Source organism: Dictyobacter arantiisoli (assembly GCF_008326305.1).
Lineage (GTDB): Bacteria > Chloroflexota > Ktedonobacteria > Ktedonobacterales > Ktedonobacteraceae > Dictyobacter > Dictyobacter arantiisoli.
Genome location: NZ_BIXY01000020.1, coordinates 18393 through 33872, shown reverse-complemented (window position 1 = coordinate 33872; position 15480 = coordinate 18393). Strand labels below are relative to the sequence as shown.

General features: G+C 47.4%; 9 protein-coding genes. All 9 read right to left on the bottom strand.

Going from position 1 to position 15480, the window contains the following annotated elements:
- Nucleotides 1–57 precede the first annotated feature (57 nt).
- On the bottom strand, nucleotides 58–1434 hold the full coding sequence (locus F1593_RS08955; RefSeq protein WP_149401219.1) for a glycosyltransferase family 4 protein: 1377 nt from the start codon (nucleotides 1432–1434) through the stop codon (nucleotides 58–60).
- Nucleotides 1421–2494: a glycosyltransferase gene (locus tag F1593_RS08950; protein ID WP_172631976.1), complete on the bottom strand. Its 1074-nt coding sequence runs from the start codon at nucleotides 2492–2494 to the stop codon at nucleotides 1421–1423. Before F1593_RS08950 ends, F1593_RS08955 begins: the two co-directional genes overlap by 14 nt.
- Nucleotides 2495–2518: 24 nt before the next feature.
- The gene (asnB, locus tag F1593_RS08945) at nucleotides 2519–4459 is read right to left on the bottom strand and encodes an asparagine synthase (glutamine-hydrolyzing) (RefSeq protein WP_149401217.1); all 1941 of its coding nucleotides are present in this window, start codon (nucleotides 4457–4459) and stop codon (nucleotides 2519–2521) included.
- Nucleotides 4460–4497: 38 nt separating this feature from the next.
- Nucleotides 4498–6444, bottom strand: a complete 1947-nt coding sequence (asnB, locus tag F1593_RS08940; RefSeq protein ID WP_149401216.1) for an asparagine synthase (glutamine-hydrolyzing) — start codon at nucleotides 6442–6444, stop codon at nucleotides 4498–4500.
- A gap of 15 nt (nucleotides 6445–6459) precedes the next feature.
- Nucleotides 6460–7791 (bottom strand): glycosyltransferase family 4 protein, encoded by a 1332-nt coding sequence (locus F1593_RS08935; RefSeq protein WP_149401215.1) that lies wholly within the window; start codon nucleotides 7789–7791, stop codon nucleotides 6460–6462.
- Nucleotide 7792: 1 nt separating this feature from the next.
- Complete coding sequence (locus F1593_RS08930) at nucleotides 7793–9115, bottom strand: glycosyltransferase family 4 protein (protein WP_172631975.1); 1323 nt, start codon at nucleotides 9113–9115, stop codon at nucleotides 7793–7795.
- 52 nt (nucleotides 9116–9167) lie between these two features.
- Nucleotides 9168–12068 carry a lipid II flippase MurJ gene (locus tag F1593_RS08925; protein WP_216368819.1) on the bottom strand — a complete coding sequence of 967 codons (2901 nt, stop codon included), beginning with the start codon at nucleotides 12066–12068 and terminating at the stop codon, nucleotides 9168–9170.
- 119 nt (nucleotides 12069–12187) lie between these two features.
- The gene (locus F1593_RS08920) at nucleotides 12188–13489 is read right to left on the bottom strand and encodes a nucleotide sugar dehydrogenase (RefSeq protein WP_149401212.1); all 1302 of its coding nucleotides are present in this window, start codon (nucleotides 13487–13489) and stop codon (nucleotides 12188–12190) included.
- 104 nt (nucleotides 13490–13593) lie between these two features.
- Nucleotides 13594–15030, bottom strand: coding sequence for a tyrosine-protein kinase domain-containing protein (locus tag F1593_RS08915; RefSeq protein ID WP_149401211.1), 1437 nt, complete (start codon nucleotides 15028–15030; stop codon nucleotides 13594–13596).
- Nucleotides 15031–15480: the final 450 nt, after the last annotated feature.

Below are 15480 nucleotides of genomic sequence, written 5' to 3'. Positions count from 1 at the left end.
ACTCTCTGCTCAGCCTGAGCATGCAGGTGTCATTCCCCTTTCTTTACGAATACTCACTTATACATGCTCGTTAAAAAGTTCATAAGAATTTGAATTGTCTGTTTGCTTTGCTGTTTGGAAAACTTCAGGTTGCTTATCTTCATCAGTGCCTACATGTGTGATTGAATTTGGTACTGTAATCTTTTCTACCTGTTCGCTTTCCATGCTTTCGCCATCTGTTGGTTGTATGCTCTGGAATGGAGTATCCAGGAGTTTTTGGTAAGCGAATAGCAGATGTTTTTGTGTTTGTCGCCAGCTCAATTCATTCTCAATACGTTGTCGACCATAGGTGCCCAGCGTTTGACGTAGTGTGGCGTCTTCCAGTAATATTTCTATCTTATTAGCAAAATCTATTACCTCATTAGGCGTGGCATAAAGAGCTGCTTCTTGAGCCGAGTAACGCGTTTCTGGCAGATCAAAGGCCACTACCGGAAGTCCCATCGCCATATATTCCATGGTTTTGAGCATGGTGCTATAGTCGTTGAGCTGATTGCTGGGATCGGGTGAGATACCTATATCGGCCACACTTAAATAGCGTAGGAGATCATGCTTGCCAAGCCAGCCGGTAAAATGGACATACTGATCTAGCAGGAGATCTTGCGTCAGGTTTTTGAGGAGGGGGAGTTGGTCACCATTCCCCATGAGCACCAGTCCTACATCTTGCCGATTGCGCTTGTTGACCAGTTCATTGAGCGCATATAGCACATAATCAACGCCATCCTGCATCCCCATAACACCGATGTAGACAAGGAGATACGTGTAACCCCTTTTGAGTGCCGGCTCAGGAGTAAGGATGGTAAAACGGGTATCGTCAGGACCATTGCGTACGACGACTACTTTTTCTGGGGGACAATGGCCTTCTACGATAGCATGACGTTTTTGGGACTCATTGGTAGTGAGTACTAGATTTGCTGTGCGATAGGAGAGCCTTTCACAGAGCTGCAATAACGCATATAACCAACGCATACTCCCTTTGAATTTAATGGCAAACATCTCTGCAGCCAGGTCATGCTGGTCAAAGATATATTTTTTACCAAGTAGGCGATAAAACCAGCCAATCGTGAAAAAAGTATCTGGTGGGTTAGCTGCATGAATGATATCGAAGCCATGACGCCTCCAGACGGTAAAGCTTAATCTTAATGTCTTTAGCATCGCCATGGCATATTCTTTTATATAATCTCTGGATTTTTTTATCTCAGTATTCAGATAGTAACGATAGATGTGAATATCATCCAGGCAAACGTAAGGCTCAGTATCGCGTGTCTCGCCGCGCGGACAGATAATACTGACCTGATAACCGTGCTGACGGAGTGTTTGGGCTTCACGCCAGACACGGGGATCAGCCGGGACAGACAGATTTTCTACCAGGAGTAAGACTTTGTTATTCCTGCGCATATGCAGTTTCCTCCTGTGCTGAAATGTTCTCTGTTGGTTTTAGTTTGCGCTGGATTTTTTTGTGGGTCACTTTTTCATAAAGATTGATAATTTGTTGGGCGATATTACTACTGGAGAGATGCTGGGTATCGCGCCGCCCTGTGGTGCGTTCGGTATGCGCCAGGGCCACCTCGATGCCCGCTGCCATTTCGTCAACATTATTTGGTGTACAAACAGTACAGCCAGCGGTGCGTCCAATAACATCGCGTACGTCGCCTACATCGGTTCCCACAACCGGCACGTTGCAGGCCATGGCTTCTCTGACCACATTCGGTGAGCCTTCAGCATGCGAAGAGAGGATCAGTGCATTGCTGGCATTCATATACTTCACAACCGTCTCATGTGGCAAACCATTAGCCACGACGAGTTCAATATCTATGCCTCTGGCACGCACTTTTTCTACTGCTGCCCGGGCCAGAGGATAGTTTTTAACTGGAATGCGTGGATTATTGCTGAAAAGTACATAATATTTCTTTTGATCCCAGCCGAGTTCGGCGCGTATCTCTTCGCGTGGCACTGGATGGAACTGTTCGAAGTTTACCCCATCGGGAATGACATAGATCTTGTGCTGCGGCCCACGGGCAACTCTTTTCATCTGTTGGGATTTAACCGTGACGGCTTCGACCCAGTAACAAAGCCAGCGACTGAGCATGACGACAAAGTTGCCTTTGGTGCTATAGCCACCCTCTTCTGTAATTGTGCCCAGAATATCGTCGCCCAGATAGGCGGCGACAACTGGGGTTTTCCATTGAAGTCGACAAATTACGCACCAGAGTCCATATTGTCCATTGATCACATCGTAGCACCCGGCCATACGCCAGATTTGTAAAAGTGCATCGGCGTAGCGGATGGGCGAAGGGCGACCGATGCTGGGATGGAGTACATCCACCTGTAGGCCAGCATCGCAAAGCGAGTCAACCTGTGTTTTGACAAATGTGCCCGCGTGCGGTCGTTCTTTGGTTGGATAAATGCCTGTCACCATCAGGACGCGAAACGGTGTAGAGGTTGTTGCCTCCGACATAATACATCTCATCCTTTCTGAGTGCTAGTGAGCAGAAACAATGGCCTGTTCTTCAGCCAGAAATGTCTCCATTGATCCCTGTGGCATTTCCAGGGTAGGGGTATCGATAAAAACGCGGAACCACAACTCCAGGCTGGCCAGCGTGAAGATCTGAGCCTGATAATTTGTCTTGCCAGCAAGATGATCCTGCATGATCTTTTGTATATAGTCGCGCTGGAAAAATCCTCGGCTGTGTGTACGCTCCGAGAGGAGCAGGTTACTGATCAGATCGCGTTGGCCCTCGCGAAACCAGATGCCGGTTGGCACATTAAAACCCATCTTTTTGCGCGTCAAAATCTCTGTGGGTAAGAAATCCGCAAAGGCCTGTTTCAAAAGATATTTGGTTTTGAGACCTTTGATCTTAGCCTGGGATGGAATACTGGCGGCATATTCGATGAGCTTATAATCTAACATGGGAATACGCGATTCTAATGAAGCCGCCATTGTCATCTTGTCTCCCTTCATGAGTAGATTGTCTGGCAGCCAGATTTTGGTATCCAGATAGAGCATTGATGAGAGAGCATCGCGTTGTGGATTATGGAGAAGCCAGTGTTGGAATTCGCGGCTGGCATCCAGATCAATCATTGCTTTTGTAGCTGGCGTCAATAATTGTTCTTTGAGTGGACCGTTGAAGATGCCAAACCAGTTCATCCAGCGTTGTGGGGCCGGTTGAGAGAGATTGCGGGCCGCTATTTTAAGCTTACGCATGCTATATGGCAGACGTTCCAGCAGGGGTTGAATGGCCTGATCGCGGAGCGCGGCGGGCAGAATATGATAGTATCTTGCCATCCAATCAACTACATATTTGGGATAACCAGCGAAGAGTTCATCGGCTCCTTCTCCTGAGAGGACGACTTTGACATGCTGGCGCGCCAGTTTGGAAATCAAATAGACTCCCAGATCTGAGGGCTCACTGACTGGTTCATCACGATGCCAGGTGAGCAGGGGCCAGTATTGTGTGAGATCTGCTGAACTGACGACCAGTTCGTGGTGATCGGTGCCAAAATGATTGGCAACCATACGGGCGTATGGTAATTCGCTATATTCGGGCTGATCAAAACCAACTGAGAACGTTTTGACCTTCTGATTAGTGCAGCGACTCATAATGCCAGCTATAATGCTGGAATCAACGCCGCCACTGAGCATCGCACCTACCGGCACATCGGCCATCATGCGTTCTTCAACGGCGCGCTGCACATGTTGCTTGATGCCTGCCACATAGTCAGCCATGGGACGTTGCTCAGTAGCTTTAAAGCTGAAATCCCAGTAGCACTCCTCGCGCATCTGCCCATTTTCAAAGAGAATCCAATGACCGGGCTTGATCTTGGCAATATTTTTAAACAGTGTAGCTGGAGCGGGCACATAGCGCACACTGAGAAAATCTGCCATGGCCTGCACATCCACCTCGCGTTTGACCTGTGGATGACCCAGAACCGCTTTGATCTCTGAGCCAAAGATGATATTGCCATTGAGATTGGTATAGTAAAGTGGTTTTTTGCCAGCTTTATCGCGGGCTAATAAGAGACGGTGGCGCGGTCCATCCCAGAGTGCCAGACCGAACATCCCATGCAGGCGTGCAATACAGTCGACTCCATACTCTTCGTAAGCATGGACAATGGTTTCTGTATCGCTATTTGTCTGGAAGATGTGCCCTCGCTCCTGGAGCTCTTTGCGGAGTTCTTTATAGTTCCAAATTTCGCCATTAAAGACAATCCAGACATCGCCAGTTTCGTTACACATTGGCTGATGACCGCCGCTCAGATCAATGATGCTCAGACGAGCGAATCCCAGCCCCAGCGGGCCAGCAAGGTGTACTCCACGATCATCTGGTCCACGATGGGCAATCAAGCGGATCATCGTGTCAATTGTGGCTGTGGAGACTGGTTCGCCACTGCGTGCGTTGTAGATTCCACAAATGCCGCACATAAACTTCCCCTTTTCTTTGCTTTAGCGTTGGTTCTGGCTCAGCGGCGACTCAGAGGATCTTGCTGTGGAAGGTGATCCACAAGTGGTGCCTGTGTGGTGGCGTCATCCATATAGGTCTGAAACCACAATTCAAGGCAGAGCAGGGTCCAGAGTACCTGGCTATGGTTTGTGATGGTACTTCTGCCGTCGGTCCTGAGCAGTTCCTCCAGCAGTTTCTGATTGAAGATGCCGCGATTACGCGCTTTTTCTGATCCCAGAATATCGTGGGCATAGCTATGCATATCTTTGCGGAACCATTCCTCAATCGGTACGGCGAAGCCACGTTTAGGACGTTTAATAATTTCGGAGGGCAATAAATCCTGGGCAACCTTCTGTAAAAGATATTTGCCGCTTCCATTATGAATGTTGCCATTGTTGACCCGTAACTGTGGATCGAGCGAAGCTACATATTCAGCCAATTTATGATCCAATAAAGGGGCGCGGGTTTCGAGGGAATTAAACATGCTGGCTTTATCAACCTTCACGAGAATATCATCTGGTAGATAGGTCAGGGTGTCGGCGTATTGGATTCTGGCTGTTGGATCAAGCTGCGCTACCCTGCGATAAATCTCCAGATGGCGTTCATAGGGTTGATGATATTTCACCTGCTGGAAGAATTCCTTGCTATAGATAGCGGCACGAGAATATCCTGGGAAGAGCATCATTGCTTCAATATTGCGTGTGCCAAAATCCTTAAGCCAGGTTTGCAGACGTTTCTTGCCACGTATGCCATCAGGTAGCAAGGAAGAACTATGTGCCAGTGTTTCCCGTAGTAACTGCGGAACATGATAAATCTGATATTCACGGCGATATTGCTCATAGCCACCAAAAATCTCGTCCCCACCATCTCCTGATAACGCCACTGTCACATGTTCACGTGCCAGTTTGGAGACATAGTAAGTCGGCAGCATTGAAGAATCCGCGAATGGCTCATCGTATGCCCAGACAAGTTGTGGCAGTATCGAAACGAGATCATATTTGACGAAGAACTCATGATGGTCGGTCCCGAAGTATTGAGCAACCTTACGAGCATGAGGTAACTCATTATATTTATCATCCTCAAAACCGATGGAAAAGGTTTTGACCGGCTGTGTCATGATCCTGCTCATCATTCCCACAACGATACTAGAATCCAGCCCCCCGCTCAAAAAAGCCCCCAAAGGAACCTCACTCATCAGGCGAATACGGATAGCCTCTTCGAGCAGGGCTCTGGCGCGGGCGATTGCCGTCTCCTCATCATCATGACAGATATGCGCGAAGGAGATATCCCAGTAACGTTTGGTACTGACTTCCCCATTTTCATAGACCAGCACGTGGGCTGGTGGCACCTTCATGACATTTTTAAAGAGTGTCAGAGGAGATGGTACATAGCGATAGACCAGATATTCATCAAGAGCCAGCGGATTGATTTCCCGTGGGATATCAGCGGTCAGGATTGATTTGATTTCAGAGCCAAAGATCAGGCGTTGTCCATCCCAATAGTAGTTTAGCGGTTTTTTTCCGAAGCGATCCCGTGCGGCAAATAGACGTTGTCGCTTGATGTCCCAGATTGCGAATGTGAACATACCACGCAGTAAATTTACACAATCATCGCCATATTCTTCATAGGCATGGAGAATGGTCTCTGTATCACCATCGGTTTGAAATTGGTGACCACGTTCACGCAACTCCTGTTGTAATTCACGATAATTATAAATCTCGCCATTAAAGACGATTAATTTACTTTTATCTTCGTTGAAAATGGGTTGATGACTTCCCACAAGGTCGATAATTGCCAGTCGGCGCATGCCAAGAGCAACATTTGTGCTGTTTGCTTGATGTTCTCCGATCCATGTCCCTTGATCATCGGGTCCACGATGGCGGATGATCTGACACATGGTATCGATGAGCTGTTCAGCATTCGTATATCCACCATGTAAATTGACAAATCCTGCTATTCCACACATGGAATATGTATCCTTTCAAGAGCGCTCAGACGTAACAGAACAGTCGTCTGAATAGGTAAGATTGCTGATGTGCTGTATATAGGTATGTGTTAGCTTTTGATATAAGGTTGTATACTGGCTTAACACATGTTCAAGCGTATAGGATTGTATGATCAGAGCTGCCGCTGCTTTTCCGTAGCTTTGGGCTAAATCTGGAGCTTCTAATAATGTGAGCAGCGCCTGAGCCATCCCCTGATAATCTTCAGGTTCAACCAGCAGGCCATTGATGCCTGTTTGAATGACATCTTCGCTACCGCTCACGCGGGTCGCAATACAGGCGAGGCCGCAGGCCATAGCCTCAAGTAGCGCATTTGGCATGCCCTCCCAGCGCGAAGGCAAGATACCGATGAGCCCACGATGAAGTTGTCCTGGCACATTGTTTTGCAGGCCTGCGAATTCGACGCTTGCCGTGATTTGTAAGGCCGTTGCCATTTGTTCTAACTGAGGTTGAACTGGTCCACTTCCTACAATTACCAGCCGAGCGTCTGGCGCTTGCTTTTGCACGATATGCCAGGCTTGCAAGAGAACATCCAGTCCTTTTTCGTAGCGTGCTTTAGAAACGCAGACAACCGTTCTGGCCTGTTGGGCAAGATTCCCTTCCGTTGGGATGGGATAAAAGCGTGAGGTATCAACCCCGTTGGGAATAATCACGGTTCCTGGGAGATCAAAATCATTGGCGGCGAGGTACCGTTTCATACGTGTACTCAGCACAATGACGACCGCGTCAATGCGTTTGAGCAGTATGCGTGTGGTGTTGACGACCAGGTTGCCAGCTGCTTGTAATCCATAAAGATCGCCATCTATCCATGTCTTCCCATCGACGCATAGCCAGGGGGTATCTGGATCAAGGGGGCCAGCGATAAGTCTGGCCGGTTCGTGCGTTTTCGCAGGTTTTTCACCGCCAGCGCTGATTGCCACAATGGTCATCGGCTTTTTTGCGAGGTAACATACAAAGGATAATGGTAAGACAAGTAAGCTGAATTGACAAACCTGTAATAGATCAAAACTTTTACGTTCACGCCAGATGGTGATTGTCATGACAATCATTGCCATGAAATAGAGTATCCGCTGGATCAAACGAGGATACTTCCCTCGTTTCCCAATCAGGCGTCCCGCTACACGATAGACGGGCACGCCAGCTACGTTATCATGGACAGGCGAGAAATCTTGGTGGTGAAAGGTAATGACCGTGATTTGATAGCCAGCTACAATGAGTTTTTGACATTGAGCAAGTGTTTGCGTTTCTGCGCCACCGACAAGAGGATAAAAAGTGCTGATAGCGACGCAAATACGTGGTTTTTGTTCCATCTTATTTCTTCTCCACGCTTTCTAGTATTGGAGATTGTGTCGCTTGCCCGAGCGTTTGCTGATAGAAAAGAATTAATTGTTCTGCAGTAGTTGTTAATTGATAATCCTTGATAACAGTGGCGCGACCTGCCAGTGCCAGCTGCCGGGTAAGTTCTGTATCAGCGATAAGGCGTTGCAGAGCCAGTGCCAATGCAACTGGATCTTCAGGTTCAACCAGGAGCGCATTATCCCCATCGTTTACAATATCCTCGCTACCGCTGACTCTGGTGGCAATACAGGGAAGACCACAACTCATCGCTTCCAGCAGCGCGTTGGGCATGCCTTCCCAGCGTGAGGGCAGTACGAAGCCCCATGCTCGCTGCAATAGGGGAATGACATCATTGCACGATCCAAGAAAGACCACGCTTTCATCCAGAGCCAGAGCATGTGTTAATTGTTTCAATTGTGCCTCGGATTGTCCTGTTCCGGCGATCAGCAAACGTGGTTTGAGCTGGGTGCGCCACTCAGCGGGAGCGCTCATCAAACGCTTCCAGGCATGTAAAAGGACATCCACACCCTTGGGATATTGCAGACGCGCTACGCATAGAATATCGCGCTCAGGCTGAGTGGGATCTGGCCGCAACTCGGCTACAGGGGCGAATTTTTCAATATCAATACCATTGGGAATATGGGTGATCTTTGCAGCGCGAAAACCATTTGAAATCATATAGGTACGACTACGATTGCTTAATACATGATAAAATGCATCAGATTTTTTTAGATAGCGAAGAATAACATCTCCTCCAACCGCCGTTTTTTTCATATGTGTCATATCGCCAACCACTGTATCCTCGTAGGCCACCTTGAGAAAGCTGGTATCAATAGATTGATCTACCAATGTATCTGCCATCATGACCGCATCCTGAGGGCGCGGTTTTTTCCCGGGTCCGGTGCTTGGAATGCTGATAATGACAGGTTTGCCTGTTAATTTTCCAACCAGGGCTGCCACCCCTGAGAGCGGTGAAAGTTGAATGGTATGTAAGATGTCATAGCTATGACGCATGCGCCAGAGTTGGAAGAACATCACGATATCAATGGGAATATGACCCACACGACCAATTCGTAAACGTCCATGCTGGTTAAATGAACCTCCAATGCGAATAACGGGAATCCCATCGATGTTTTCCGCCTTTTTCCAGTCCTTATAGCGTTGAAGGGTAATAATCATCACCTGATGCCCAAATTCCTGGAGTTGGTGCGCCTGATTGGCTGCCCGTGTCTCGGCTCCTCCAATAATAGGAGCATAGAGAAATGCGACCATACAGATGCGTAATTGCTTGTCCACAATCGTTCTCCTTGATTGGCAAATCCGTATGGGGCAACAAGGCAATCGTGCCTCATACCGTCGCCAACGCTTCTTGTTCATTTGCTGGTGTGTCTGTATTACGCAGCGAGCTAGCGTCTGCCGCGTTCCCCAATGCATCGGTAGTGACAAATGGTTTCTCTTTATCCCAGTAGCGGCAGAAAGGGAGCGCGACAAAAATGAAGAAGTAGATGCCAACGGCCTGGTTCCAGATATCGTTTGATTCGTAGCCCTGGATAACGATACTGATAAAGGTTCCAAAAGCACCAGCGATCAGCATTTTTTGTTCGTAGCCAGCCCCTTTATATTTGCGGAGCAGTAGATAGCCAATGCTGGCAAAGCCAAGCAGCATCAGTGTCAGACCAATGATGCCATGCTCATACATTGACTCTAGATAAATATTGTGGGCCGCAGTGGCAATGATGCCGCCTCCAAAGCCAACTTTTAAGTTTGTGAGCAATACGTTTGAAGACTCCATACCATTGCCCATCAATTGAGCTGGATCGAAGTGGTCGATGATGGCTTGCCACAGATAGGTACGGCCATTTAATGAGCTGATATCGCTATTGGCAAAGCGACTGAGTAATGGAATATTGGCAAGGGTTGTTGCCAGAAAAATGAGTCCGATGATCGCAGTACCTCCTCCGATGGCAAGTCCTTTGATTTTGTTTGAAGGTAGGAAGAGAACCGTAATCACCAGGCCCACAGCTACCGCAAGCAATGTACCGCGATTAAAGGTGAGACCCAGGGCGAGCAGTAACAAAAGCAGAACGGCAATGCCAGCACAGATTTTGATGAGCCCGCGCAGGGTAAAGAGTCGATAAATGACAATTGGAATTAGTACCGAGAGATAAAGCCCTAAGGTCGGTGGTGTATCCATAAAGATAGAACTGATTCGGAAATAGCCTGTCGTGGTATCCACTACACCGTGTTGATGGGTCGTGAAGCCCCAGAGGCCATAAAGTGCTATGAAGATGGCTGGCGCAATCATGGCGTCGATAAAGAGCAGGAGTTTCTGTCGATTATCGATCAGAATAATCACCAGTACGCTGACTGCAAAAAAGTCCAACTGCGTGGTCCATAGGGTCATAAATTGTTGGAGAGGGACCGGTGAGATATTCAGGCTGAGCAGTATCCAGATAAAGTAGGCGAGCCAGAAAGGTAAGGAAGGCATGCGTTTAAACGCTTCTTTTGTCGGTACATAGAAGAGTAGTAACAGTGTTGGTAGCGTCAATCCAGACAGCAAATTATTCCCATTAAACAGAGGAAGCGAGGAGCCAATAAAAACATTGATGCAGGCCCAGGCAATTAATAACAGGTATTGATAGCGAAAGAGAGACAGTACAAGAATTGATCCAAATGCGATGCGTACTGTTAATGTCGCATTTGAGATGGCACCGGCGGTACCCAGCGCAAAGACAGATACCGCAAAACCTACGCGTAGCATCTGTTTGCGTAATGCATAGGTTATTCCCATATTTGTCCCCACTGTATTCTTCCACTTTCCCCATTGCCTATGATACTGTCCTCTACTTATTTTTCGTACTATCTCTCGTAATTCTTTGGGAGGTGTTAATAGCTGAAGCTTCCCAATCATGATACGGAGTGTGACGATCAGTATTATCATGGTGCAGAAGTAATACAGTGAGGTTGCAAAAGCAATACCAAACCCGCCCCATAAACGACCAAAGATTGCATCAAAAGCTGCATTGGCAATCATGCTGAACAGACTCACCCCCATCAAGATGCGGGTGCGACCCAAAGCGCTAAAGGCTCTTGAGACAATAAAACCAATGGCTGTTGGGAACATACCAATTGAGAGCCCAGCCAGAATCCAGGCAGTTTGATTGGTATCTTGAGCATTAAAGCGTCCATGTTCAAAGATAAGAGCAACAATAATCCAGGCACCGAACGTCATCATGAAGGTCAGGGCCAGGGTTGCCAGACCCACAATCCAGAGGTAGAGACGGAGGGTTCCCTTGAAGGCTTTCATATCTTTGATTGCGGCCTGATTTGATAAATATGGTAAAGCTGCGCGTCCTACAGCGGAGAAGATTACGCCAGTTGGGACACTATTCAATTTCAATGCATTGTTTAAAGCGGCTATAGTCCCTTCATGTTGATAGGAACCAAAGAATGTATCTACCAGCGGACTCATCATACTGATTAGCCCGGCGAAGAATGCTGGCCAGGCTGCAGCCAGAATTGGTTTCAATTCGGGAATGTGCAAATCCATGACCGGGTGGTAGACAATGTGGGCTTTATGTGCGCGATAAATAATGACACCCAATTGCAGGAGTTGTCCAATCACTGAACCAATACAGAGCATCAGCACACCGATGGAATTCCCCCCGACCAGTACACAGGTAGCAGTCGTCAGGGGAACTAACATACCCGCATAAGCTGGCCAGCCAAATTTTCCGTCGGCATTAAGCAGGCATTCCATGAAACTGTTCAGTACCATTAAACCCAGGATGGGGAAGATAAAAGGAGCAAGGCTCCGAGCAATCGTAAAGGTTGCTGGTGCTGATACGCGGATTCCCGGCGCCAGGATGCTTAGTAGTGGAACCTGAAAGAGCAGCATCGCCGCCGTGAGCAATATACTGAGAATGATCAGAAGATTGAGGAGAGTGCTGAAGAGTCTGGAGGCTTGCTCGTTTGTTCCTTTTTGCCGAAGATGTGCATAGACTGGTATGACTGAAGCCTCCATTGCGCTGGCTAGCATGGGCGCGACCGTGGTTGGAATCAGTGATGCAACATAGTAAGCATCCATATGCATATCTTGTCCAAACCGTGCACTTACTATGATTTGATTCAAAAGGCCGATCACGCGAATCAGTAAATTGGCCGAGGCAAGGCTGAGTAAAGCCCGAAAGATATTTTTATTGGCTGATTTTATTTTAACGGCAATGAGCCGGGCGCTTGTTGTAGTCAATGGTCGGCTGTCACTTCTGCCGTTATCCAAAGATTGAGACATGTTTTATTTACCAATCGTTCTATCGCATTTATATGAGATCAGCGGTATAATCGAACATGCGCGTAAAAAGTGCAGAGCTATAACTTAGATATCTTGCTGTCTGTAAATCCCCTGGTCATATTGCGGGTATCCACGATAGCACGTGCTTCCTGGACGATAAAAGGAATATCATAATAACTATGGTCGGTGACCAGTACGGTACAATCGGCGGCCTGTAGCAGGCCATTGCTGAGAGGTTGTGAATGGAGTGTGCGCTCTTTTAGTTTTAATGTAGGCACATGATCATCATTATAGAGAACAACCGCTTTACGGTTGAGCAAATCTTGAATAATATCGAGCGCGGGCGATTCACGCACATCATTGATGTCCCGTTTATAGGTGATGCCCAGTACAAGGATGGTTGCACCATTCAGGCTGCGCCGTTGCTCATTGAGCGCATGTGTAATCTTATCAACGACATAATGAGGCATACTGCTGTTCACTTCGGCAGCCAGTTCAATAAAACGCGCTGTGTAATCGAGGGTTTTCAATTTCCACGAGAGATAGTGCGGATCAACAGGAATACAATGTCCTCCCAGCCCGGGGCCCGGTTGGAAGCGCATAAAGCCAAAGGGCTTAGTGGCAGCGGCATCGATAACTTCCCAGGAGCTCACGCCGAGTTTTTCACACATGATGGCGATTTCATTGACCATGCCGATGTTGACTGCGCGGAAAGTATTTTCTAATAACTTGGTCATTTCCGCCACGCGTGCCGAAGACACCGGGACAATTGTCTCGATGGCTGCTCCATAATATGCCTGTGCCAGTTCGGTGCAGAGGGGCGTAATGCCACCAACGATCTTGGGGGTATTCTGGGTACCAAAATGTGGATTGCCTGGATCAATGCGTTCGGGGGAGAAGGCCAGAAAAAAGTCAACCCCCGCTTTTAAGCCTGTGGATTCCAGCTCAGGGAGTAACACTTCATCAGTTGTCCCTGGATAGGTGGTACTTTCAAGTATGATCAGCTGCCCTGCATGAAGATGCTCACGTACATATTGTGTGGCAGAAAGAATATAAGAGACATCTGGTTCACGTGTTTTTCGTAAAGGTGTGGGCACACATATACTAACGGCATCAATCTCATCTAATACCGTGAAATCGGTCGTACAGGTTAGCTTCTCGGTTGCTCGCAAGCGTTGTAATGTACTGCTTTCAATATCGGCAATATAGCTCTGTCCTTCATTAGCAAGATCCACTTTTGTCTTGTCAATATCAATGCCCGTGACAGGAAAGCCCGCCTCAGCAAAGGTGGTCGCTAACGGCAGTCCCACATACCCCAGCCCAATAATTGCAACACGCAATGAACGAGAAGAAATCTTCTCTAGCAGTTGGTTTTTCATTCATCCTTGCTTTCTGTATGCTTGCTACCAGCAATGTATGCATGCAACACGAAATCTCCTCCTTGTACCCACAGCGAAAAGCGTGACCATGATGTGTTGGCCGGTCAGTGTTTCGCCTTGGTTGAAGGGAGAATGGCGGTATTCGTTGCGTCTATTGAGTGATTAATCGATGGGGTATTTGGTGGTATACCCATGGTTAAATCTGCTCGGGGACGCGTCTGGATATTATTCAGATAATCGTGGACCTCGCCAAATTCTGGCCAGTGACTCTTATTCAGCGCGACCCCAAGGATACGCGTGCCTGTACGGTTGAGTGCCTGCTTCGCACGAATGATGGCTTTCCGCGCTGTTTTGGAGGCATCCACTACAAGAATGGTAACCTGCATATATGCCGCTAAGATTTGTGCATCTGCAATTGGCAATAAAGGAGGCGAGTCGAAAATGACATAATCAAACCTGGATATGTTACGGAAATGATTGAAGAGTTGGCTGGCCAATTGAGATTGTAATAGCTCTGATGGATTAGATGGGAGTACACCTGCTGTTAATATACGCAGGGTGGGAATTTCAGTTGGTTGACCATCTAATTCACCTTCAACCTGTGACCACATCTCCAGGAAGGCATTGGAGAGACCTTTTTGATTTTTGACCTGGAAGTGTTGATCCAGTACAGGATGACGCAAATCAGCATCAACCAGCAGCACGCGTTTCCCAGACATGGCGAGGAAGGATGCCATGTTTGCTGCAATCGTGCTTTTCCCTTCGCCTGCTAATGCACTTGTTATCATGACTAATTTAAATGGACGAATCATCTGAGCCATACTGAGATTTGCACACAGAATACGGCAGCCTTCAGCCAGCTCGGGGGTATCTTCAGCATTTTTTGACCGCTGTTTGCGTGATAGCTCTGGAATGATCGTGAGAGCATCAATACCAAGGAGCTTATTTACTTCCTCAGGAGCCGTCAGGCGATCGTCGATCCATTCAAATATGATGATGATTGCCAGCCCTAAGCCCAGCCCAATCATGGCACCAATAAGGGCATCCTGGGTTGGACGTGGCTGCGCTGGCGTTTTGGGAACAACTGGATCAATGATGTTGAAGTTGGCCTGACTGCCGAGGTTGGTATTGGCATAGTTTGTAAAGCTTTGAGCGATCTCATGTGAGAGTTGTGCGGCAACCTGTGGATCACTGTTATCTACCAGCACTCCAATGATAGGCGTATTTGTTCCGGACGCTGTTTTTACCATTGCGCTCAGTTGTGCTTGGGTCATTCCATGCCTGGCGGCAACCGGGGCAAGGACATTGGGGTTGGTGATGAGTTGGTTATACGTAGGTTGCTGAGCAATCGCCGCTGTGGTGCTATCATTTTGTGAGCTGCCGGCGAGCGTAATTAAAATTTGTGTTTGTGCTTCATAAACCGGTTGCATCAGCAGTTTGGTAACCAGATAGGTTGTACCACCGCACACCACAATGCCAAGTATTAGCACCCATGCCCAACGTTTTATGAGTAGTATATAGCGACTGAGCGTACTCTGCATTTAGATACCATCCTTACCAGGTTTTTCCACTGTTAACATTGGCAATGCCTGCCTTCTATAAAATGTTGTATTTGCATAAATCGCTGGACAAACAATCAAACTGTTATAACGTGCTGTTGTAAAACAATAACCATAAGTTCCCCTGAATTATAGTAACAGCGCCAATACCTATTTTTCTTCTCTTCTAGAAGGTACTGTCAACGCATTAGTAATCTGGTTGCCGGAGATGTTGAGATACTGTTTAGATGTGTACCCCTTTGTTGAGATAGTAACCCTTGTGGTTTTTTGAGAGTCCCAGGTCTACTAAATCTCCCTTCATTGCTCGCTATGCATTCTTTGTGTAATATAGCTTATAAAGATGAAATACTGTCAAGAAGAAGAAAACATTCCTAGAAACATAAGTATCTTTATCGCTAGCAAAGAATATTAAGCATTTCTTATACATAAATT

Bases quoted from the DNA above. Each gene is read 5' to 3' on its own strand.
- F1593_RS08955 (WP_149401219.1), bottom strand. From the start codon at position 1,434: ATGCGCAGGAATAACAAAGTCTTACTCCTGGTAGAAAATCTGTCTGTC.
- F1593_RS08950 (WP_172631976.1), bottom strand. From the start codon at position 2,494: ATGTCGGAGGCAACAACCTCTACACCGTTTCGCGTCCTGATGGTGACA.
- asnB (WP_149401217.1), bottom strand. From the start codon at position 4,459: ATGTGCGGCATTTGTGGAATCTACAACGCACGCAGTGGCGAACCAGTC.
- asnB (WP_149401216.1), bottom strand. From the start codon at position 6,444: ATGTGTGGAATAGCAGGATTTGTCAATTTACATGGTGGATATACGAAT.
- F1593_RS08935 (WP_149401215.1), bottom strand. From the start codon at position 7,791: ATGGAACAAAAACCACGTATTTGCGTCGCTATCAGCACTTTTTATCCT.
- F1593_RS08920 (WP_149401212.1), bottom strand. From the start codon at position 13,489: ATGAAAAACCAACTGCTAGAGAAGATTTCTTCTCGTTCATTGCGTGTT.
- F1593_RS08915 (WP_149401211.1), bottom strand. From the start codon at position 15,030: ATGCAGAGTACGCTCAGTCGCTATATACTACTCATAAAACGTTGGGCA.